A 21,419-nucleotide genomic window follows, 5' to 3' on the forward strand; every position below is an offset into this window, starting at 1 on the left:
ACATGCCGATCCTGGTGATCACGGGGACGGGCACGGAGGTCGGCAAGACCGTCACGACGGCCGCGGTCGCCGCGTCGGCGCTCGCGGCGGGGCGGACGGTGGCCGTCCTCAAGGCCGCGCAGACCGGCGTACGCGCGGACGAGCGCGGGGACGCCGACGAGGTGGCCCGGCTCGCGGGCACGGTGACGACGGCCGAAGTGGCCCGCTATCCCGAGCCGTTGGCTCCGGCGACGGCGGCGCGCAGGGCGGGCCTGGCGGCGGTGCGACCCCAGGACGTGGCGGAGGCGGCGCAGAAACTGGCCGCCGGGCACGACCTGGTGCTCGTCGAGGGGGCGGGCGGGCTGCTCGTACGGTTCGACGAAGCGGGCGGAACGCTGGCCGACGTGGCACAGCTGCTGCGGGCGCCGGTGCTGGTGGTGGCCTCGGCGGGCCTCGGCACACTGAACACCACGGAACTGACGGCTCGTGAACTGCGAGGCCGAGGAGTGGAGTTGCTGGGGGTCGTGATCGGCAGCTGGCCCGACTCCCCCGATCTGGCCTCGCGTTGCAATGTCGCTGATCTGCCGGAGGTGGCCGGGGCCCCGCTGCTGGGGGCGCTGCCGTCGGGTGCCGGCGCTCTCGCACCCGGCGATTTCCGTACCGTGGCGCCCGGTTGGCTGGCGCCGCGGCTGGACGGGACGTGGGAGGCGGAGGCCTTCCGGAAGCGGACCGGTTCCGGGGACTAACCGCCGTCCGCGTCCGCGAGCAGCCGGACGAGTTCGATGCGGGAGCGGATGCCGAGGCGGGTGAAGACGCCTCGCAGATGGTGGTCGATGGTGCGGGGGCTGAGGGCGAGGCGGGCGGCGATCTCGCGGTTCGTGGCGCCGTCGGCCGCCATCCGGGCGACCAGGAGCTGCTGGGCGGTCAGGTGGGCCGTCGGGCGCCGGTCGCCGCGGGTGGGGGCCGCGGGGGCGCCCAGCGCGCGCAGTTCGGCGCGGGCGCTCTCGGCGCAGTGCGGGGCGTCGAAGGACTCGAACGCCTCCATGGCGCTGTGCAGCCGGTCGCGGGCCTCGGTGCGGCGGCGCAGCCTGCGCAGTGCGCTGCCGAACAGCAGTTCCGTGCGGGCCCGTTCGAAGGCTCGGGTTCCTTCGGCGTGCAGCCGGAGGGCCGTGCGGTAGTGCTCGACGGCGTCGGCGCCCGGCGTGAGCAGGGCTTGGCAGCGGGCGCTGAGGGCCAGGTCGTCGGCGCTGCCGACGGCGCGGGCCCAGCGGTCGTAGTCGGCGTGCGCGGCGCGCGCCACGCGGGTCTCGCCGGTGCGGACGGCGGCCTCGACATAGTGCGGGGTGGCCAGGTGGCGGATGGCCCGGTGGCCGTGACCCGGACCCGAGGCGGCGAGCGCGCGCAGCCGGGCCGCGGCGGCGTCGAAGCGGCCGGAGCCGAGGTCGAGGAAGGCGAGCGCCCACTGCGCCAGGGCGGCGGGCAGGCCCAGGGCGTGGGCGAGGGCGTAGGAGCGGGCGGCCGCGGCCCGCTCCCGGCACAGGTCCTCGTCGCCGGTGAGCGCGGCGAACATCGCGAGGGCCGCCTGGAGATGGCAGGCGCCGTTGTCCTGTCCGGTGGCGTACGCCTGACGCAGGGCGTCCAGCGCGGCGGCCTCGGCGGCGCGCGGACGGCCGGTCCAGAAGTCGGCGTAGGCGCGGAACTCCATGGCCTGGGACACGGCGGCGGTGACCCCCCGGGCGCGGGCCGCGGCGGCCGCCCGGACCGTGGCGGTGGCGGCGCGGGTGTGGTCGCCGAGCATCAGGGCGGCGATCCCCGCGTGCAGGAGGAGGGTGGGGTCACCGCCCGGACCGCACCGCCCGGCGGTGGCCTCCAGCAGGTTGCGCGCGTCCTCGTACCGTCCGTCGACGGCCGCCGCGATCCCGCCGAGCACACCGGGCGGGTCGATGCCCGACTGCCCCGCGACGAGGGCCGCTTCACGGCATCGACGCAGATCGCCGGTGTAGACGGCGGCTTCGGCGGCTCGGGCCAGGAAGTGGGTGACGGGAGCCGTGGTGGCTGGCCCCGCCGCCTCGCCCGACTCGCGCGAGGTGACCGGGGAGGTGAGCGAGAAGGCGACGGGGGAGGCTGTGGTGCCGTCCCGTCCCGGTGCCGGGTCACCGGGCTCGGGCCGCGCCCCGGCCGCCCGTGCCGCCCCGGCCAGCAGCGCGTCGAACGCCTCCCCCGCGTGCCCGGTCCGCAGGGCGAGGATGCCGGTGAGGGCGTCGGCGTCGGTGCGGGCGGCGAGGGCTCGGGACCGGTCGCCGTCACCGCGGTGCCAGGCGTCGGTCGCCGCGTGGGCGAGGAGCCGGGACCTGTCGCCCGGGTCCGTGCAGAGCGCGGCGGCGCGTTCGGCGAGGGCGCCCGAGAGCGCCGGGTCGCCGGCGGCGCGCGCCTGGGCGGCGGCCGTCGTGAGCTCCGCGGCGAGCCGCGCGCTGGGCCCGAGTGCGCCCGCGCCCCGGTGCCAGGACCGCCGGGGCGTCTCCGCCGCGCCGTGCAGGACCCGGGCGAGCAGCCGGTGTGCGTCGCGCCGGTCGGCCGGGGCGGCCGTCTCGTAGGCGGCGATCCGGGTCCAGGCGTCGCGGAAGCCGACCCCGCCGGCCGTGGCGTACGCGATCCCGGCCGCCTCCGCAGCTTCGAGGGGCCGGGTGTCGAGCCGGGCGGCGGCGACGGCGCGCAGGAAGGCGTGGGTGGCCACCGGGTACTGGTCGGCGGCCGCCAGCAGGAGCACCAGCCGGGTGCCGTCGGGCAGCGCGCGGACCTCGCGGCGGTGGGCGCGCAGCGTCTCGGGGGCGAGGTCGGCGGGTTCGGCCGGCAGCGGGTCGAAGCCGGCCGCCTGTCGTTCGGTCAGCCTCGCGACGAGTTCGGCGGCCGCGCGCGGGTCGCCGTATACGAGGCGCAGCACGCGCACGCGCACGCCTTCGGACAGCGCCGGGGCCGGGCGCGGGCCCGCGTCCGGCGGCGCCGGTGGCGAAGTGCGGTCCGCGGACGGGGGGTTCACTCGTGTCACCACACAAGTGACGTTACTGGCGGGTTACTTGAACCGTAAAGACTGGCGATTTCACCGATGCGGCGCGCGTAGACCCGCCGGACACTCCTGGCAACCCCACACGTTTCAGGAGGCATCATGCAGCGCCACAAGCGTCGCATCGCCGCGGCACTCTCGGCCGTGGTCTCTTCGCTCCTTCTGTCACTCTCGTTCTCCGCCCCCACAGCCCACGCCGCGACCCACAACCCGATCGTCTTCGTGCACGGCATCAGCAGTTCCTCCAGCAGCTGGGACGACTGGGTCGCGGACTTCAAGGCCGACGGCTACACGGCCGCCGAGCTGGACGCCTGGACGTACAGCTGGTCCCAGTCGAACGCCACGACCGCCTCCCAACTGGCCACCGAGATCAAGAACGTGCTGGCGAGAACCGGCGCGTCCAAGGTCGACGTCGTCATCCACTCCATGGGCGCGCTCAGCTCCCGCTACTACCTCAAGAACCTCGGCGGCACCGCGTACGTGGACGACTTCGTCTCCGTCGCGGGCACCAACCACGGGACGTCGGTCGCCTCGTGGTGCAGCTGGCTCTACACCTCCTGCGCCGAGATGGTCACCGGCAGTTCGTTCCTCACCTCGCTCAACTCCGGTGACGAGACGCCGGGCAGCGTGAACTACGCGACCTACTGGTCGAACTGCGACGCGGCCATCGACCCGGACTCCTCGGCGCTGCTGAGCGGGGCCACCAACGTCGGCGTCGGGTGCATCTCGCACAACGACATGAACAACGACCACGGCGTGTACGAGCAGGTGCGCGACTTCATCCAGTAAGCGCTACAAGCGCTACGGCGACAGCGTGGGTGCGGCGGGCCTGCACGGGGGAGAATCCCGGTGGGCCCGTCCTGCCCGGGAGGTCGCCATGCCACTCCGCTCCACCGGCTCCGGCAAGGTGCCAGGTGACACCGTCCACCACCCGCTGTTCGCCCGGTTCTGTGCCCGGCTCGGCACGGCCGCCGAGACCCGCGGCGGTCTGGCCCCTCTACGTGATCAGCTGCTCACGGGGCTGTCCGGCCGGATCATCGAGATCGGCGCGGGCAACGGACTGAACTTCGCGCACTACCCGGCCGCCGTCTCGGAGGTCGTCGCGATCGAGCCGGAACGCCACCTGCGCACGCTGGCGCTGGAGGCGGCCCGGCGCGCGGAGGTGCCGGTCGATGTCGTGCCGGCCGTGGCGGAGGCGCTGCCGGTGAAGAGCGAGGCCTTCGACGGGGCGGTGGTCTCGCTGGTGCTGTGCAGTGTGCGGGACGTGCCCCGCGCGCTCGGGGAGCTGCGGCGGGTGCTGCGACCCGGCGGCGAACTCAGGTTCTTCGAGCACGGTCCCGGCGGCGGTCCGGCGATGCGGTTCACCCAGCGCGCGCTGGACCGCACGGTGTGGCCGACCCTGGCCGGCGGCTGTCACCTCACCCGGGACACGCTCGACGCCCTGCGCGATGCAGGGTTCGAACCGGGCCCGTACCGCCGGCTGTGCGTGCCGGAGAGGGGCCCGAGATTCCCCTCCTCGTACTGCGTTCTCGGGAGAGCCCGGCGCCCCTCATAGGCTCCACTGACGCAGTTCCCGCGCGATGTCGGACACCGACGCCTCGCCGGTCTTGACCAGCCGGGCCAGGTCGCGGACCTGTTCGGGCGAGGTGGCGACCTTCAGACCGCTGGCGACGAGATAGGCGTACGCGACGGCGCAGGCGAACAGGGCGTTCGAGCGCTCCAGCGCGGGCACGTGGATGAGGAGCTGGAGCAGCGCTGCGGCGCGGGCCGGCGCGTCGTCGTAGACGGGGACGTCGAATATCTCGGCCTGGTGGCGCGCCACGGCCGCCACCAGTGCCCCCCAGTCGGTGACCTGGGGGTCCCCCGGGGTCTTCTGTTCGGCGAGCATGAGAAGCCAGGCGAGATCGATGCGGAGGTCGCTCAAGGGATCAGCGGCGACCTTCGCGCGTGCCACCCTCGCGGTCGGCGCCGAACTCCTCCGCGAAAACGGCCTCGTACTGCTTCATGAAGTCGCTGGCGGCCTCGACGAACGTGTGGCCGACTTCGCCGGCGTCCTGTCTGACCAGCTCTTCTATGTAGCGGTTGACGCTCATGCCACGGGCCGTGGCGCGCTCGCGGGCGGCGCGGGCCGTGCCCTCGTCGACGCGTACGTTCAGCTGGGTCTTCGCCATACCTCCGACGCTAGCGCCGCGATGCTAGCAACGGCAAGGGCGGCCGGGAGGTGAAAAGGGATACCGGGTGTGCGCCGGGTCACACTACGCTCGGCCGGGCAGAACCATCACCACGCGATCGGCACGTCCACACGAGCGAGGAGACAGCCTTGTCCACACCTGCTGCGGAGCACGCCCCCGGTCTGGCCTCGGCCGGCGGGATCGCGGCCCGCGCCCGCGGTCTGACCAAGGCGTACGGCTCGGGCGAGACCACGGTGCTCGCCCTGGACTCGGTGGACGTGGACATCGCGCGCGGCCGCTTCACCGCGGTCATGGGGCCGTCCGGTTCCGGCAAGTCGACCCTGATGCACTGCCTGGCGGGCCTCGACACGGTGTCGGCCGGCCAGGTGTGGATCGGCGACACCGAGATCACGGGGCTGAAGGACCGGGAGCTGACCCGGCTGCGACGGGACCGGATCGGGTTCATGTTCCAGTCGTTCAACCTGATCCCGACGCTCAACGCGGCCGAGAACATCACCCTGCCCATGGACATCGCGGGGCAGAAGCCCGACCAGAAGTGGCTGGACCAGGTGATCGACACGCTCGGCCTGCGCGACCGGCTGAAGCACCGGCCGTCGCAGCTGTCCGGCGGCCAGCAGCAGCGCGTGGCCTGCGCCCGGGCGCTCGCCTCCCGCCCCGAGCTGATCTTCGCCGACGAGCCGACCGGCAACCTGGACTCGCGCGCCGGGCTGGAGGTCCTCGCGTTCCTGCGGGAGGCCGTCGACCAGCTGGGGCAGACCGTCGTCATGGTCACCCATGACCCGGGTGCCGCCGCCCACTCCGACCTGGTGCTCTTCCTCGCGGACGGGCGGATCGTGGACGAAATGGAGCGGCCGACGGCGGACGCGGTGCTGGAACGCATGAAGCGCTTCGACGTGATCCGCGCCCAGTCCGACGGCGAGAGCGGCGGCACCGGCATCCCGGCCACCGACACCCACGGCACCGACGCCAAGGAGAAGTGATCCGGTGCTGAAAGCCACCCTCAGAAGCTTCCTCGCGCACAAGGGGCGGCTGCTGCTGTCCGCGCTCGCCGTCGTCCTGTCGGTGGCGTTCGTCGCGGGCAGCCTGATCTTCTCCGACACGGTCACGCGCACCTTCGACCGGCTCTTCGCGTCCACGTCGGCGGATGTGACGGTCGAGCCGAGCGACGACCTGAACGCGTCCGTGCCGACCGGCGCGGTGCAGACCGTGCCCGCCTCGCTCGCCAAGGAGGTGGCCCGCGTCGACGGGGTCGCGTCGACCCACGCGGACGTGAGCGTGGAGAACATCACGGTCGTGGACGGCGAGAACAAGTCCGTCGGGCCGACCACGGGCGCGCCCACCATCGCCACCGACTGGTACGTCACCGACCGCAGCCCGGTGAAGCTGACCTCCGGCCACGCCCCGCAGGGCGCGGGTGAGGCCATGCTCGACGCCGACACCGCAGACAAGAAGCACGTGACGATCGGCGACACACTCACCGTGATGGCCCAGCCGGGCTCCTTCAAGGTGAAGATCGTCGGCATCGCCACCTTCACCACCACCAACCCGGGCGCGGCCCTGGTCTTCCTCGACCCGGCGACCGCCGCCACGCAGCTCCTGGGGTCGCCGGACAAGGCCACGAGCATCTCCGTCGACGCGGCGCAGGGGGTGAGCGACCCGGTCCTCGAGCGGCGCGTCAGCGCCGCGATCGGTGCCGGGCCGTACGACGTGAAGACCGCGGACGAGCAGGCGAAGTCGTCGGCGGAGGCACTGGGCGGGTTCCTCGACGTGATCAAGTACGTGATGCTCGGCTTCGCGGGGATCGCCGTCCTGGTCGGTGTGTTCCTGATCGTCAACACGTTCTCGATGCTGATCGCCCAGCGCACGCGTGAGCTGGGCCTGCTGCGCGCCCTGGGTGCCGACCGCCGTCAGGTGCGCCGCTCGGTGCTCACCGAGGCGGTGCTGCTCGGTGTCGTGGGATCCACGGTCGGCCTCGCCGCCGGCATCGGTCTGGCGGCCGGGCTGATCAAGCTCATGAGCGCGTTCGGCATGAACCTGAAGACCACGGAGATGGTCGTCGGCTGGGCGACCCCGGTGTCGGCGTACGTGGTCGGCGTCGGCGTCACCTTCGTGGCGGCCTACCTCCCGGCCCGGCGCGCCGCGACCGTGTCGCCGATGGCGGCCCTCGCGGACGCCGACATCGCCGGCGTGGGGCGGCCGCTGAAGGTGCGCGCGGTGGTGGGCGCGGTCGTCGGTGCGCTGGGCGCGGCGGCGCTCGCCGGCTGTGTGACCTCCTCGAAGACGGCGTCCGCGGCATCCCTGCTGGGCCTGGGGGTCGTGCTCACGCTCATCGCCACCGTCATCGCGGGGCCGCTGCTGGTCCGCCCGGTGATCCGCGTGCTCGGCGGCGCCTTCCCCGCACTGTTCGGCTCGGTCGGCCGGATGAGCCAGCGCAACGCCCTGCGCAACCCGCGCCGTACCGGTGCCACGGCGGCGGCGTTGATGGTGGGTCTCGCCCTGGTCGGCGGGATGTCGGTGGCGAGCGCGTCGATGTCCAAGTCCTTCGACGAGCAGATCGACAAGACGCTGGGCGCCGACTTCGTCGTCCAGAACGCCAACTTCACGCCGTTCTCCCAAGAGGTCACGGACGCGGTGCGCGACACCGAGGGCGTCGGCCTCGTCGTTCGGCAGCGGTTCGCGCCGCTCGCCGTACGACTGCCCGACGGCAAGCGCGTCGAGACGACCGCCTCCGGTTACGACGACCGGGTCGACGACGTCGCTCACATCACGTACACCGAGGGCGACACGGCGGCCGCGCTGGCCGACGGCGCCATCGGCATGGACGTCGACTTCGCCAAGGAGCACGGGGTACGGCTGGGCAGCGTGCTGCCGGTGGAGTTCCCCGGGCAGCGGACCACGTCGCTGAAGGTCGGCGCGCTCACCGACCAGGACGGCGGTGACGGGTTCGGCATGCAGGGCGGGCTGTTCCTCGGGATCGCCACCGTCGAGAAGTACGTGCCCGGCGGGCAGGACTCGGCGCTGTACGTGAACGCGGCCTCCGGCACCAGCGGCGACCAGCTGCGGCCCCGCCTGGAGAAGACGCTCGACGCGTATCCGCAGGTACAGGCGCGTGACCAGGCCGACTACAAGAAGCTGGTGCACGACCAGATCGCCGTGCTGCTCTACCTGGTGTACGCGCTGCTCGGGCTCGCGATCGTCATCGCGGTGCTCGGTGTGGTCAACACGCTGGCGCTGTCGGTGGTGGAGCGGACCCGGGAGATCGGGCTGCTGCGTGCCATCGGGCTGGGCCGGCGGCAGTTGCGCCGGATGATCCGGCTGGAGTCGGTCGTGATCGCGGTGTTCGGCGCGGTGCTGGGCCTGGGGCTCGGGCTGGTGTGGGGCGTGTGCATACAGCAGGTGCTGGAGTTGCAGGGCATGAAGGCCTTCGCCGTCCCGTGGGGCACGATCGTCGCGGTCGTGGTGGGCTCCGCGGTCGTCGGTGTCGTGGCGGCCCTGCTGCCCGCGCTGCGCGCCTCGCGGATGAACGTACTGGCCGCGATCGCGCACGAGTGACGCGAAGGCGATCATGGGCGCGCGCACGGAAGGTGTTCGCGCCCGTGATCGCCGGGCTGTGCGCCGAGTGGCGGTCCGGGGACCGGCCGACTGCGGTCCGGGGCCCGGCTCACCACCGTCCGGGTACCGGCCGCGTGCCCGCCGCTTGCCCTCCTGGTACCGGCGCCTGCCGACCGGGCACCCGCTTGCCGTCCGCGGAGGGTCGACAGGCGTCCGCATGCTGGAAATTCGCGTTCCGGCCGGTTTCCCGCATGGTGGGATCGGTCCATGACTGATCTGCGGATACGGGCCGCCGGCCCCGAGGACCTGGACACCGTGCTGGCCTTCTGGAAGACCTCCGCCGAGGGCACGAGCATCAGCGACGACCGGAGCGGGGTGGAGCGGCTGGTCGCGCGTGATCCCGGGGCACTGATCCTCGCCGAGCGGGGCGGTGAGCTGGCCGGGACGGTGATCGCCGGGTTCGACGGATGGCGGTGCCATCTGTACCGGTTGGCGGTGCACCCGGACCAGCGCCGCCAGGGCATCGGCTCGGCGCTGCTGGCCGCCGCGGAGGAGCGGTTCGTGCGGCTGGGCGGGCGCCGCGGGGACGCGATGGTGCTCACCCGCAACGAAACGGCGCATCATGCCTGGCGCGCTGCGGGGTACGCGCCCGAGGAGAAGTGGCGGCGCTGGGTGAAGCCGCTCAGCGACTGACCGGAGCCCTCGAAGGGCTCTTTTGCCGATCCTTTACTATTGGGGGACTGTGCGGACGACCCGCGCGGTCCCCTGATGACTTCATGAAAGGTGTGAGCGTCCGCCCATGGGCGAGCCTCCCAGTACCCCCACGCGACATCGCGCGTCCCTCCCCGCCCTGTCCGATCATGGGACGGAGGTGACCCGATGACCGAAGTCCTGCTCCTCCTGGTGGCGATCCTGCTGTCGCTGGCGTGCGGCGCCTTCGTCGCCGCCGAGTTCTCGCTGACCACGGTCGAGCGCAGCGAACTGGAACGGGCGGTGGAGCGCGGCGAGCGCGGCGCGCCCGGAGCGCTCAAGGCTGTACGGAACCTCACCTTCCAGCTCTCCGGCGCCCAGCTCGGCATCACCGTCACCAACCTGGTGGTCGGCATGCTCTCCGAGCCGTCGATCGCCAAGCTGATCGCCGGGCCGCTGGAGTCGCTCGGCCTGTCGAGCACCACGTCGAGCTCCGTCGCGCTGGTGCTGGGCACGGCCCTGTCGACCGTGTTCCTGATGGTCGTCGGCGAACTCGTGCCCAAGAACTGGGCGATCTCCTCCCCGCTGGCCGTCGCCAAGCGCGTGGGCAACGCGCAGCGCTGGTTCAGCGCCGCCTTCCGGCCCTTCATCACCCATCTCAACAACACCGCCAACCGCATCGTGCGCCGCTTCGGCGTGGAGCCCACCGAGGAACTCGCCGCCGCGCGCGGCCCCCAGGAGCTCGCGGCCCTGGCCCGGCACTCCGCGAAGGAGGGCGCCCTGGAGGCGGACACCGCGGAGCTGTTCGTGCGCACGCTGAACCTGGCCGATCTGACCGCGGAGAACGTGATGACCCCGCGCGTCCAGGTCATCGCCCTCGACGCGGCGGCGACCTGCGAGGACGTGGCGAACGCGACCAGGGCGACGGGCCTGTCCCGGTTCCCGGTGTACCGCGGCAACCTCGACTCGGTGGTGGGCACCGCGCACATCAAGGACGTGCTGGCGATCCCGGCGGAGCGCCGACCGCGCGTACCCGTCTCGGAGATCATGCGCGAGCCGCTCCTCGTGCCCGAGTCGCTGACCGTGGACCGGCTGCTGGACCGGCTGTCCGGCAAGCGGACGATGGCCGTGGTCATCGACGAGTACGGCGGCACGGCGGGCGTGGCGACGCTGGAGGACATCGTCGAGGAGGTCGTCGGCGAGGTCCGCGACGAACACGACCCGCACGAGACGTCCGACCTGGCCGCCGCGGGCAAGGACGACGAGGGCCGCACGCTCTACTCGGCCGACGGCGCCGCCCGCACCGACCAGCTCGCGCGCGTGGGCCTGCACACCCCCGAGGGGCCGTACGAGACGCTCGCCGGTCTGCTCGCCACCGAGCTGGGCCGGATACCGGCGGTCGGCGACACCGTGGAGGTCGCGGGCTGGCGCATGGACGTGGTGGACGCCTCGGGCCGGCGGGCCGCGCGCGTGCTGCTGCACGCGCCGCTCGCTCCGTCCGAGGGTTTTGAACAGGAGGCCGGGAAGTGATCGCCGTCCAGTTGCTGATCGCACTGGCGACCCTCGTCGTCAACGCGTTCTTCGTCGGCGCCGAGTTCGCGCTGATCTCCGTACGCCGCTCCCAGATCGAGCAGTACCTCGAAGGCGGCGCGAAGGGCGCGCAGGGCGACCGGCGCGCCAAGAGCGTGCTGTGGGGCCTCCAGCACGTGTCCGCCCTGATGGCGGCCGCGCAGCTCGGCATCACCCTGTGCACGCTGATCCTCGGTGTGGTCGCCGAACCTGCCATCGCGCACCTGCTGGAGCCGGCGTTCCACGCGGTGGGCGTGCCCGAAGGCGCGGGACACGCGGTGTCCTTCGTGATCGCGCTGGCGGCGGCGACCTATCTGCACATGCTGCTCGGCGAGATGGTGCCGAAGAACATCGCGCTCGCGGAGCCGGTGCGCAGCGCGCTGCTGCTGGGACCGCCGCTGGTCACGCTGGCCCGGGCGCTGCGCCCGGTGATCTTCGCGATCAACGCCTTCGCGAACGGCCTGCTGAAACTCCTGCGGATCGAGACCAAGGACGAGGTCGCCGCGGCCTTCTCGGACGCCCAGCTCGCCCAGATCGTCAAGGACGCCGGGGAGGCGGGTCTCATCGACGACCGCGCTCTGGAGCGGCTGCACGACGCCCTGGAGCTGGGCCGCCGCCCGGTACGTGATGTCGTCCTGCCGCTGGAAGGGGTCGTCTACGCGCGCGTGGGCGTCACTCCGGAGGAGCTGGAGCGGCTGGCGGCGGAGTCCGGGTTCTCCCGGTTCCCCGTGGTGGACGAGGGACGCCGGATCGTCGGTTACCTGCACGTGAAGGACGCGTTGGACGCCTCGCCGCGGGACACGGCGTTCCGGCTGGACGACATGCGGCCCATCGCGCGTGTGCGGGAGGCGACTCCGCTGGACGACGTCCTCACCGCGATGCGGGGCACCCGTACGCATCTGGCTGCCGTGCTCGGCTCCGACGGACGGCTGTCCGGTCTGGTGACCATGGAGGACGTGTTGCGGGAGCTGTTCGGGCAGCGGGCGTGAGGGCGCGGGGGCGGGGCCGGAGGTGACCGACCGCTGGGTATGAGACTCGGGCTACCATCTATGTCGCCATGCAGACGAATCCCACACACACCAGCCTGGTCGCCCTCGGCGACTCCTTCACCGAGGGCATGTCGGACCTGCTGCCCGACGGCTCCTACCGGGGCTGGGCGGACCTCCTCGCCACGCGGATGGCCGCCCGCACCCCCGGCTTCCGGTACGCCAACCTGGCGGTGCGCGGCAAGCTGATCGGACAGATCGTCGAGGAGCAGGTGCCGGTGGCCACCGCCATGGGCGCCGACGTGATCACCCTGGTCGGCGGCCTCAACGACACCCTGCGCCCCAAGTGCGACATGGGCCGCGTGAAGGGCCTGCTGACGGAGGCCGTGGAGCGCCTGACCCCCGCGTGCAAGGAGCTGGTGCTGATGCGCAGCCCGGGCCGGCAGGGGCCGGTCCTGGAGCGGTTCAGACCGCGCATGGAGGAGCTGTTCGTGCATGTCGAGGAGCTGGCGCAGCGGCACGGCGCACTCGTCGTCGACCTGTACGGCGCCCCGTCCCTCGGCGACCCGCGCATGTGGGACATCGACCGGCTGCACCTGACGGCGGAGGGCCACCGCCGGGTCGCGGAGGCGGTCTGGCAGGGGCTCGGGCACGACCCGGAGGACACCGAGTGGCACACGCCGATGCCGGCCACACTGCCTCCGGGCTGGGCCGCCCGCAGGGTCGCCGACGCGCGGTTCGCCCGGCAGTACCTCCTTCCCTGGATAGGCCGCCGGCTGACCGGCCGGTCCTCCGGGGACGGCCTGCCGCCGAAGCGGCCCGACCTGCTGCCGTACGAGGGTCAGGCATAGGCGTCTTCCGTGCGCGTTCGCGTTCCCTGCGCGCGCGGGTGAACCGGCCACGCGGCCGGAGCCGGGGCGACCCGCCGGGCAGGGTGACGCCGGTCTCGTAGGTTCCGCCGAACGGGACCGTGGCGCTGGCCTGCACGAATCGCCAGTAGAATCCGTACACGTGACTTCCGCTCCCGCCAAGCCCCGTATCCCCAACGTGCTCGCCGGACGCTACGCCTCCGCCGAGCTCGCCACGCTCTGGTCGCCCGAGCACAAGGTGAAGCTGGAGCGTCAGCTCTGGCTCGCCGTGCTGCGGGCTCAGAAGGACCTCGGGATCGAGGTGCCGGACGCGGCGATCTCCGACTACGAGCGTGTCCTCGACTCCGTCGACCTGGCCTCCATCGCCGAGCGCGAGAAGGTCACCCGGCACGACGTGAAGGCCCGGATCGAGGAGTTCAACGACCTCGCCGGCCATGAGCAGGTCCACAAGGGCATGACGTCCCGCGACCTGACGGAGAACGTCGAGCAGCTCCAGATCCGGCTCTCGCTGGAGCTCGTCCGCGACCGCACGGTGGCCGTGCTGGCACGTCTCGGCAAGCTGGCCGGCGAGTACGGCGAGCTCGTCATGGCCGGGCGCTCCCACAACGTGGCCGCGCAGGCCACGACTCTCGGCAAGCGCTTCGCGACCGCCGCCGACGAGCTGCTCGTCGCGTACGGCCGCGTCGAGGAGCTGCTCGGTCGTTACCCGCTGCGCGGCATCAAGGGCCCGGTCGGCACCGCCCAGGACATGCTCGACCTGCTCGGGGGCGACGCCGCCAAGCTCAGCGAGCTGGAGGACCGGATCGCCGGTCACCTGGGCTTCTCGCAGGCGTTCACGTCCGTCGGCCAGGTCTACCCGCGGTCGCTGGACTACGAGGTCGTCACCGCGCTGGTGCAGCTCGCGGCGGCGCCCTCCTCGCTGGCGAAGACGATCCGGCTGATGGCCGGGCACGAGCTGGTGACCGAGGGGTTCAAGCCCGGCCAGGTCGGCTCCTCGGCGATGCCCCACAAGATGAACACCCGCTCCTGCGAGCGCGTGAACGGCCTGATGGTCATCCTGCGCGGCTACGCGTCGATGACCGGCGAGCTGGCGGGCGACCAGTGGAACGAGGGCGACGTGTCCTGCTCGGTGGTGCGCCGGGTCGCGCTGCCGGACGCGTTCTTCGCGCTCGACGGCCTGCTGGAGACGTTCCTGACGGTGCTCGACGAGTTCGGCGCCTTCCCGGCGGTCGTCGCCCGGGAGCTGGACCGCTACCTGCCCTTCCTCGCCACCACCAAGGTGCTGATGGGCGCGGTGCGCGCGGGCGTCGGCCGCGAGGTCGCGCACGAGGCGATCAAGGAGAACGCCGTCGCCTCGGCGCTGGCGATGCGCGAGCAGGGTGCGGAGCGCAACGAGCTGCTGGACAAGCTGGCCGCCGACGAGCGGCTCCCGCTCGACCGTGCCCAGCTGGACGCGCTGATGGCCGACAAGCTGTCCTTCACGGGCGCCGCGGCGGCCCAGGTGGCCACGGTCGTCGGCCGGGTCGAGGAGATCGTGAAGCAGCGTCCGGAGGCAGCCGGTTACACCCCTGGAGCGATCCTCTGACGCGCTTCACCCAGGCGGAGCTGGAGGCCGCCCGCGACCGTCTCGTACCGGACGTCGTCGCGGGCGGCCTGCGTGTGCTGTTCTGCGGCATCAACCCGGGCCTGATGACGGCGGCGACCGGTCACCACTTCGCCCGCCCGGGCAACCGCTTCTGGCCGGTGCTGCACCTGTCCGGCTTCACCCCGAGGCTGCTGAAGCCCGCCGAGCAGCAGGAGTTGCTGTCCTACGGTCTCGGCATCACGAACGTGGTGGCCAGGGCGACCGCGCGGGCCGACGAGCTCACGGCGCGGGAGTACCAGGACGGCGGGCGGCTGCTGGCGGAGAAGGTGACCCGGCTGAAGCCCCGCTGGCTGGCGGTGGTCGGCGTGACCGCGTACCGGGCGGCCTTCGACGACCGCAAGGCGGCGGTGGGCCCGCAGGAGCGGGTCATCGGGGACACCCGCGTGTGGGTGCTGCCGAATCCCAGCGGGCTGAACGCGCACTGGACGGCGGCGACGATGGCGGAGGAGTTCGCGCGGCTGCGGGTGGCGGCGGAGGACTTGGACTGACGGCTCCCTGCCGGGCCTCAGGGCGGGTCGGTCTCGGTGACGACCAGAAGGAGCTGGATCTCGTCGCACGGGTCGAGATCGGCGACGCCCAGGGCCACCCAGCGGCCGTGCTCCTGCGCCCGCCAGAGGTACACGTCCCCCACCCGGAGGCTGAGCTCGGCCCAGGGCTCGGGTATCTCCTCGGTCCCGGTCCGCAGCCGGACCGTCTGCAGCCCGACGTGGTGCGGATCTCCCCATCTCAGAGTCAGTTTCCCGGCCAGGTGCTCCTTCTCCTCGTGGAACCGCTCCACCTCCGCGCGACGCACCGCGGCGTCCGCGGCCGCGAGGCCGTGACCGGTCACCAAGGCCGTCGTACCGTGACCGGGCCCGAGGTACCTGTCGATGTCCATGAGTTCCAGTAAACCCGCCACCACTGACAATTGGCGGCCCGTCAGCCGGCCTGCCGCTCAGGCGTCCCTTCGCCGTATCCGCCACGCCCCTGCGCCGACCGCCGTCGCCGTCCACAGGGCCGTCACCGCGAGCCCCGTCCACGGGCCCAGCGGGCCCTCCCACCTGCTGTGGAGCACGAGTTGGCCGGCTCGGTCGGGCAGCAGGTCCGCGACGTTGCCGCTCATGTCGCCGACGACGAAGGACACGATCAGCAGGAACGGGACGAGGATGCTCAACGCGGCTGTCCCGCTCCGCAGCACGGCCGTCAGGCCCGCCGCGAGCAGCGCCATCAGCGTCAGGTAGACGCCGCAGCCCAGGGCGCCGCGCAGACAGTCGGCGGTGCTCGGCCCGTCCGCCCTCTCCCCCAGCACGGCGCCGCCCACCGCCACGGTGACCAGGCCGGTGGTCAGTCCGACGGTCAGCACGGGCAGGGCGATCGCGGTCAGCTTGGCGGCGAACCAGCGGCCCCGGTGCGGCACCGCGGCCAGCGACAGACGCAGTGCGCCGCCGTGGAACTCGCTCGAGACGGCCGTCGTCGCGAAGGCGATCGCCGCGATCTGGCCGAAGCTCACGCCGAACAGGACGGAGAAGAGCGGGTCGAGGTCCTCGCCGCCCGAGCCGGTCGCGGCGTCCGTCGAAGACGCCGCGACCGCGGAGATCGCCGAGAAGGCGAGGGTGGCCGACAGCATCGCGCACAGACCGCCGACCAGCGAGCGCAGGGTTCGGATCTTGATCAACTCGGCGTGGAGTGCGGGTGCGAATCCCATGGTCAGGCTTCCTGCGGCCGGGCCGCGAACTCTGCTTCGGCGGCGGTCAGGTCGAGGTAGGCCTGTTCCAGCGTGCCTTCCTCCGCGGTCAGTTCGAGCAGGGGGACGCCGGCGTCGGACAGAAGACGGCCGATGTCGTCCACGCGCGCGTGGTGCACCGTCCAGTGCCCGTCCTGGTGTTCCTCGGCGTCGTGGCCGTGGCGGGCGAGGGCACTCTTCAGCGCGGTGGGGTCGGTCGTACGGATGCGTACGCGCGGCCGCACGCGCGCGTCGATGAAGTCCCGCAGGGGGGTGTCGGCCAGCAGGCGGCCCCGGCCGAGGACGACGAGGTGGTCGGCGAAGGAGGCGGTCTCGTTCATGAGGTGGCTGGAGACCAGCACCGTACGTCCTTCCGCGGCGAGCCGCCTCAGCAACGCGCGGATCCAGACGATGCCTTCGGGGTCCAGGCCGTTGGACGGCTCGTCGAGGAGCACCACTTCGGGGTCGCCGAGCAGGGCGGCGGCGATGCCGAGGCGTTGGCGCATGCCCAGGGAGTAGGTCCGTACCCGGCGCCGCGCGGCCGGGGCGAGGCCGGTCTCCGTCAGCACCTCCTCGACCCGGCGGACGGCGATGCGGTTGCTCGCCGCCAGGGCACGCAGGTGATCGCGCCCCGTCCGGGAGCCGTGCGCGGCCTGCGCGTCGAGCAGCGCGCCGACGTGGCACAGGGGTTGCCGCAGGGCGGTGTAGGCCCGGCCGCCGACGGTGGCGGTGCCCTCGGTGGGCTTGTCCAGGCCGAGGACGAGGCGCAGGGTGGTGGACTTGCCCGCGCCGTTGGGGCCGAGGAAGCCGGTGACACGGCCGGGCCGCACGCTGAACGTGAGGCGGTCCACGGCCCGTCGGGGGCCGTGCTCCTTGGTGAGGTCTCGTACGTCGATGCTGGTCATGGCCATCACTCTCGCCACCGACGGAGGCGTGGTCCTCCCCCGCCGGTGGGGAACGTCTCCCCCGCTCGGGGGAGGACCGGTGTCGGTGCCGCCTGCCACGATGGTCGGCATGGGCCGCTTCCTGCGCCCGCTGCTGCGGGGGACGACATACACACGACTGCTGCATCTGTGGGTGCCGATGCTGGTCGTGAGCGTCTGGATGTTCATCGACCCGTCGAGGCCGTGGGTGCCCGCGCTGCTGCTCGTGCCGGTCGGGCTGATCCCGGCGGTGCGCACGGGCGAGGGGGTCCAGGCCCGGCTGCTGCTCCTGCCGGGCGACGCGGACGCCGGCTTCTCCGTGGCGCCGTCGGCGACCTGGCGGGACCGGCTGCGTACGGTGCTGTGGCTGGAGGCGCGGACGGCCCTGGGCGCGGCGGCGATGTTCGCGTGCGTCTGGTTGCCCACCCTGGCCTACGACCTGGCCGCGAGCGCGGGCGGGGCGGTTCCGGACGACCTGCCCGGCCTGCACGGGGCGGCTCCGCACCGGTGGCCGGCCCTGCTCGTCCCGCTCCCCCTCCTCGCCCTGTACGGCGCCGTGGTGGGCCTGGGCGAGCTGGTGACCGTCGTCGCGCGCGGGCTGCTGGGTCCGTCCGCCGCCGAGCGGCTCGCCGCCCTGGAGGAACGGACGGAGCAGTTGCTCGAACGCAACCGCATCGCGCGGGAGTTGCACGACTCCATCGGGCACGCGTTGACGGTCGCGGTGGTGCAGGCGGGCGCGGCGCGGGCGGCGGGCGACGCGCAGTTCACCGACCGGGCCCTGGCGGCCATCGAGGAGAGCGGCCGGTCGGCGCTCGCGGACCTGGAGCGGGTGCTCGGCGTGCTGCGGGAGTCGGGACGGCCGGTCGGCGACAGACCGACGCTGGCGGCGGCCGACCGGCTGCTGGAGTCGGCGCGGGCGTCCGGGGCGAAGGTCGACGCCGAGGTGACCGGGCCGTTGGAGACGGTCCCGGGGCCGGTGTCCCGGGAGGGCTATCGCATCCTCCAGGAAGCGCTGACCAATGTGCTGCGGCACGCGGGGCCGGTTCCGGTGCGGGTCCGCGTCGGGGTCGCCGACGATCTGCTGCGACTGGAGGTGCGCAACCCCTCGACGGCCCGCATTCCCGGCCCAGGGCGGGGCAGTGGGCTGCGGGGCATACGGGAGCGGGCCGCCCTGCTCGGCGGGCGGGCGTCGACCGGGCCGGACGAGGAGGACTGGAGGGTGCGGGCGGAGCTGCCCCTGCGCTGATCTACGCTGGCCGGATGCCGGTCACCGTGCTCCTTGTCGACGACGAACCCCTGGTGCGGGTGGGGCTGCGCGCCGTGCTGGAGGCGCAGTCCGACATCGAGGTCGTCGGGGAGGCGGCCGACGGGGCGGCGGTGATCCCGCTGGTGCGGCAACTGCGGCCGGACGTGGTCGCCATGGACGTCCGTATGCCGCTGATGGACGGTATCGAGGCCACGCGCGCGGTGCTGCGGTCGGTCGACGAGCCGCCGAAGATCCTCGTCGTGACGACCTTCGAGAGCGACGAGTACGTCTACGAGGCGCTGCGCGCGGGCGCGAACGGGTTCCTGCTGAAGCGGGCCCGGGCCGCCGAGATCGTGCACGCGGTGCGCCTGGTCGCCGAGGGCGAGTCGCTGCTGTTCCCGGCGTCGGTGCGGCGGCTGGCCGCCGAGTACGGCGACCGCGGCGGCAATCGGGCGGCCCGGGACACCCTGGAGCGGGCCGGGCTGACCGAGCGGGAGGCCGAGGTGCTGCGGCTGATGGCACGCGGGATGTCGAACGCGGAGATCGCCGCCCGGCTCGTCGTCGGGACGGAGACGGTCAAGTCGCATGCCAGTGCGGTACTGGCGAAGCTCGGGGCACGCAATCGGACGCAGGCGGTGATCACGGCGTACGAGTCGGGGTTCGTCGCGCCGGGGTGAGCGCGCGCCGGTAGATATCGGTACGGATTCCTTACTCGCCGGGGTACGTCCCGCCGAGTACGATCCGCCCAACACGCGCACGAGCTGGAAGGACGGACGTTGGGGCAGCTGACCGGCGGGGATCCCTCGCTGCTGCGAAGGATCAATTCCGCGGTGGTGCTGCACGCGCTGCGTGCCGCGGACTGCGCGACGCTCACGGAGATCACCCGCGTGACGGGCCTGTCCCGGCCGACCGTCGAGGGGGTCGTCGAGGATCTCATCGGCGCGGGGCTCGTCGTCGAGAAGGCCGCCGACGAGAGTGTCGCCCGGCGGCAGGGGCGGCCCGCGCGGCGGTTCCGGTTCCGGGCGGAGGCCGGGCACCTGCTGGGGCTGGAGATCGGCTCGCACCGGGTGGCCGCGCTGCTGGCCGACCTGGACGGCCGGATACTCGGCGCGCAGGCCAAGGAGGTCGACGAGGCAGCACCGGCGGACGAACGGCTGGAGCGGCTGCGTTCGGCCGTCGCCGAGCTGCTCCGCCGGGCGGGCGTCCCGCGCAGCTCGCTGCGGGCGGTCGGGGTCGGCACGCCCGGGATCGTGGAGGCGGACGGGACGGTACGGCTCGGCACCGCGCTTCCGGAGTGGACGGGGCTGCGGCTCGGTGAGCGGCTGAGCCGTTCCTTCAAGTGTCCGGTGCTGGTGGAGAACGACGCCAACGCGGCGGCCGTGGCCGAGCACTGGAAAGGGTCGGCCACCGAGTCCGACGACGTCGTCTTCGTGCTGGCCGGGCTGAGTCCGGGTGCCGGCTCGCTGATCGGGGGCCGGCTGCACCGAGGGTACGGCGGGGCGGCCGGGGAGATCGGCGCGCTGCATCTGCTGGGCCGGGAGGTGACGCCGGAGACGCTGCTGTCCATGACGGACGAGCCGCTGCATCCGCTGGACGAGCAGGCGGTCGCGGAGGTGTTCGCGCAGGCCCGCGAGGGCGACAAGCAGGCCCGGGCCGCGGTGGACCGCTTCATCCAGCGGCTCGTCCACGACGTGGCCGCGCTGGTCCTGGCGCTCGATCCGGAGCTGGTCGTGGTGGGCGGCTGGGCGGCCGGTCTGGACGGTGTGCTGGAGCCGCTGCGCAACGAGTTGGCGCGCTACTGTCTGCGCCCGCCGAAGGTGGCTCTGTCGCTGCTCGGTGAGGCGGCCGTGGCGACAGGGGCGCTGCGGCTCGCCCTCGACCATGTCGAGGAGCAGTTGTTCGCGGTCGAGGGGACGGTGACCGCGCGTCGGTGACGGGCCGTCACCGGTGAAAGGCGCAGCGCCCCGGTGGAGTTCCGGAGCGCTGCGGGGTGTCCGTCCGGTGGCCGGGTGCAGGCTGTTCAGGGAGCCTGCCGTGTCCGGCCCGCGGGGGACGGGGTGTTCAGGAGGCCTGGCGCTCGGGGCCGTGGTGTATCTCCACGCCGCCGGACGCGCCGAACGTCAGTCGGCAGGTGTCCGCGCGGTAGGTCGCGACGGAGAGCGCCGCGGTGCGTCCCCCGGCGAAGAAGCGGGTGGTGACGACGAGGACGGGGGCGCCGGGGAGGCGGTCGAGTTCCCGGGCGTCGTCCGCGCGGGCCGAGCCCAGCTCCACGGCGCGGTCCTGGCCTTCCAGTTCCAGGCGCTGGAGCTCGCGCAGGACCGCACGCGCGCGTGCCGCCTCGGAGGGGGCGTCGATCGCGGTGAGGTCGGGCACCGACGTCACGGGGACATAGAGCAGTTCGGCGGCGACGGGCTGGCCGTGCGAGACCCGCGAGCGGCGCACGATGTGCACGGCCTGGTCGCGCGCGGTCTCCAGGGCGGTGGCGACGACCGCGGGCGGAGCCGCGAGCGTGCAGTCGACGGCCTGCCAGGCGTCGTCGCCCGTGCCCGGCCAGACCTGCTGGTCGTTGCCGACGGCGACGCCCATCCGCGGCGGGGCGACGGTGGTGCCGACGCCCCGGCGGCGCTGGAGCCGGCCCTCGAGTTCGAGCTGCTCCAGTGCCTGGCGGAGCGTGGCGCGGGCGACGCCGAAGCGGGCGGCCAGGTCACGCTCGTTGGGCAGGATCTCCCCCACGGTGAATTCCGAGTCGAGTGCCTCGCTGAGCACGGTCTTGAGATGCCAGTACTTCGGTTCCGGTACCGATTCCAGCTGCGTGGTCCCCACCCTGTCCTCCGCAATCGCCGTGGTCCGGCGGCGTTTTCGCGCCCTTGTTTATTAAAGGTTGTTGTACTTCTCTGCGACCATAGGGCGGCCCCCACCCTTGGTCAAGACCAATCCTCGGTCCCCCTGGAGGACGACAGGTGTCCGACAGGAAGGCGTTCACGCCGCGTTCGTACGGGCGCGAT

21 protein-coding genes are annotated in these 21,419 nt (G+C 73.0%); 14 read left to right on the top strand and 7 right to left on the bottom strand.

Annotation, left to right across the window (positions count from 1 at the left end):
- The first annotated feature begins 2 nt into the window (after positions 1 to 2).
- On the top strand, positions 3 to 725 hold the full coding sequence (bioD, locus tag OG736_RS07980) for a dethiobiotin synthase (protein ID WP_327187548.1): 723 nt from the start codon (positions 3 to 5) through the stop codon (positions 723 to 725).
- Here bioD and OG736_RS07985 read toward each other — a convergent pair.
- Positions 722 to 3,028, bottom strand: coding sequence for a helix-turn-helix transcriptional regulator (locus OG736_RS07985; protein WP_442817011.1), 2,307 nt, complete (start codon positions 3,026 to 3,028; stop codon positions 722 to 724). The genes bioD and OG736_RS07985 overlap by 4 nt on opposite strands.
- 114 nt (positions 3,029 to 3,142) lie before the next feature.
- Between OG736_RS07985 and OG736_RS07990 the strand changes: the two genes are divergently transcribed.
- Both OG736_RS07990 and OG736_RS07995 read left to right on the top strand, forming a co-directional pair.
- Positions 3,143 to 3,829 carry an esterase/lipase family protein gene (locus OG736_RS07990; protein WP_327181824.1) on the top strand — a complete coding sequence of 229 codons (687 nt, stop codon included), beginning with the start codon at positions 3,143 to 3,145 and terminating at the stop codon, positions 3,827 to 3,829.
- Between the two features lie 88 nt (positions 3,830 to 3,917).
- Entirely contained in the window at positions 3,918 to 4,595 is a 678-nt protein-coding gene (locus OG736_RS07995; RefSeq protein ID WP_327181825.1) for a class I SAM-dependent methyltransferase, read from the top strand.
- On the opposite strand, the gene OG736_RS08000 is transcribed toward OG736_RS07995, so the two are convergent.
- Positions 4,590 to 4,964 (bottom strand): fic family toxin-antitoxin system, toxin component, encoded by a 375-nt coding sequence (locus OG736_RS08000; RefSeq protein WP_267023653.1) that lies wholly within the window; start codon positions 4,962 to 4,964, stop codon positions 4,590 to 4,592. The genes OG736_RS07995 and OG736_RS08000 overlap by 6 nt on opposite strands.
- A 4-nt stretch (positions 4,965 to 4,968) precedes the next feature.
- Positions 4,969 to 5,211: a hypothetical protein gene (locus OG736_RS08005; protein WP_020131652.1), complete on the bottom strand. Its 243-nt coding sequence runs from the start codon at positions 5,209 to 5,211 to the stop codon at positions 4,969 to 4,971.
- A 149-nt stretch (positions 5,212 to 5,360) separates the two neighbouring features.
- On the opposite strand from OG736_RS08005, the gene OG736_RS08010 reads away from it, so the two are divergent.
- The 8 genes from OG736_RS08010 to mug all read left to right on the top strand — a co-directional run bounded on the left by OG736_RS08010 (position 5,361) and on the right by mug (position 15,031).
- Positions 5,361 to 6,212, top strand: a complete 852-nt coding sequence (locus tag OG736_RS08010; protein ID WP_327181826.1) for an ABC transporter ATP-binding protein — start codon at positions 5,361 to 5,363, stop codon at positions 6,210 to 6,212.
- A 4-nt stretch (positions 6,213 to 6,216) separates the two neighbouring features.
- Positions 6,217 to 8,784: an ABC transporter permease gene (locus OG736_RS08015; RefSeq protein WP_327181827.1), complete on the top strand. Its 2,568-nt coding sequence runs from the start codon at positions 6,217 to 6,219 to the stop codon at positions 8,782 to 8,784.
- A 267-nt stretch (positions 8,785 to 9,051) separates the two neighbouring features.
- The gene (locus OG736_RS08020) at positions 9,052 to 9,477 is read left to right on the top strand and encodes a GNAT family N-acetyltransferase (RefSeq protein ID WP_327181828.1); all 426 of its coding nucleotides are present in this window, start codon (positions 9,052 to 9,054) and stop codon (positions 9,475 to 9,477) included.
- A gap of 186 nt (positions 9,478 to 9,663) precedes the next feature.
- Positions 9,664 to 11,004 carry a hemolysin family protein gene (locus OG736_RS08025; RefSeq protein ID WP_020131656.1) on the top strand — a complete coding sequence of 447 codons (1,341 nt, stop codon included), beginning with the start codon at positions 9,664 to 9,666 and terminating at the stop codon, positions 11,002 to 11,004.
- Positions 11,001 to 12,032 (top strand): hemolysin family protein, encoded by a 1,032-nt coding sequence (locus OG736_RS08030; RefSeq protein WP_327181829.1) that lies wholly within the window; start codon positions 11,001 to 11,003, stop codon positions 12,030 to 12,032. Before OG736_RS08025 ends, OG736_RS08030 begins: the two co-directional genes overlap by 4 nt.
- A 68-nt stretch (positions 12,033 to 12,100) precedes the next feature.
- Positions 12,101 to 12,880: an SGNH/GDSL hydrolase family protein gene (locus tag OG736_RS08035; RefSeq protein ID WP_327181830.1), complete on the top strand. Its 780-nt coding sequence runs from the start codon at positions 12,101 to 12,103 to the stop codon at positions 12,878 to 12,880.
- 160 nt (positions 12,881 to 13,040) lie between these two features.
- The gene (purB, locus tag OG736_RS08040; RefSeq protein WP_327181831.1) at positions 13,041 to 14,483 is read left to right on the top strand and encodes an adenylosuccinate lyase; all 1,443 of its coding nucleotides are present in this window, start codon (positions 13,041 to 13,043) and stop codon (positions 14,481 to 14,483) included.
- A complete protein-coding gene (gene mug, locus OG736_RS08045) occupies positions 14,480 to 15,031 on the top strand; it encodes a G/U mismatch-specific DNA glycosylase (RefSeq protein WP_327187550.1) in 552 nt (183 codons plus the stop codon). The genes purB and mug overlap by 4 nt, the downstream gene beginning before the upstream one ends.
- A gap of 17 nt (positions 15,032 to 15,048) precedes the next feature.
- Here mug and OG736_RS08050 read toward each other — a convergent pair whose 3' ends face one another.
- Genes OG736_RS08050 through OG736_RS08060 form a run of 3 tightly spaced genes read right to left on the bottom strand, consistent with a single transcriptional unit; the run spans position 15,049 to position 17,150 of the window.
- Positions 15,049 to 15,420, bottom strand: coding sequence for a hypothetical protein (locus OG736_RS08050; protein WP_327181832.1), 372 nt, complete (start codon positions 15,418 to 15,420; stop codon positions 15,049 to 15,051).
- 57 nt (positions 15,421 to 15,477) lie between these two features.
- Positions 15,478 to 16,227, bottom strand: coding sequence for an ABC transporter permease subunit (locus tag OG736_RS08055; protein WP_327181833.1), 750 nt, complete (start codon positions 16,225 to 16,227; stop codon positions 15,478 to 15,480).
- Positions 16,228 to 16,229: 2 nt separating this feature from the next.
- Positions 16,230 to 17,150 carry an ATP-binding cassette domain-containing protein gene (locus tag OG736_RS08060; protein WP_327181834.1) on the bottom strand — a complete coding sequence of 307 codons (921 nt, stop codon included), beginning with the start codon at positions 17,148 to 17,150 and terminating at the stop codon, positions 16,230 to 16,232.
- A 109-nt stretch (positions 17,151 to 17,259) separates the two neighbouring features.
- Between OG736_RS08060 and OG736_RS08065 the strand changes: the two genes are divergently transcribed.
- From OG736_RS08065 to OG736_RS08075, 3 genes are all read left to right on the top strand, one after another.
- Entirely contained in the window at positions 17,260 to 18,414 is a 1,155-nt protein-coding gene (locus tag OG736_RS08065) for a sensor histidine kinase (RefSeq protein ID WP_327187551.1), read from the top strand.
- A gap of 14 nt (positions 18,415 to 18,428) precedes the next feature.
- Entirely contained in the window at positions 18,429 to 19,091 is a 663-nt protein-coding gene (locus OG736_RS08070) for a response regulator transcription factor (RefSeq protein ID WP_327181835.1), read from the top strand.
- Between the two features lie 99 nt (positions 19,092 to 19,190).
- A complete protein-coding gene (locus tag OG736_RS08075) occupies positions 19,191 to 20,348 on the top strand; it encodes an ROK family transcriptional regulator (RefSeq protein WP_327181836.1) in 1,158 nt (385 codons plus the stop codon).
- Between the two features lie 127 nt (positions 20,349 to 20,475).
- Here OG736_RS08075 and OG736_RS08080 read toward each other — a convergent pair whose 3' ends face one another.
- Positions 20,476 to 21,237, bottom strand: a complete 762-nt coding sequence (locus OG736_RS08080; protein WP_327181837.1) for a GntR family transcriptional regulator — start codon at positions 21,235 to 21,237, stop codon at positions 20,476 to 20,478.
- Positions 21,238 to 21,419: the final 182 nt, after the last annotated feature.

Source organism: Streptomyces sp. NBC_01334 (genome assembly GCF_035983595.1).
In the GTDB taxonomy this organism is placed as follows: Bacteria; Actinomycetota; Actinomycetes; order Streptomycetales; family Streptomycetaceae; genus Streptomyces; species Streptomyces coriariae.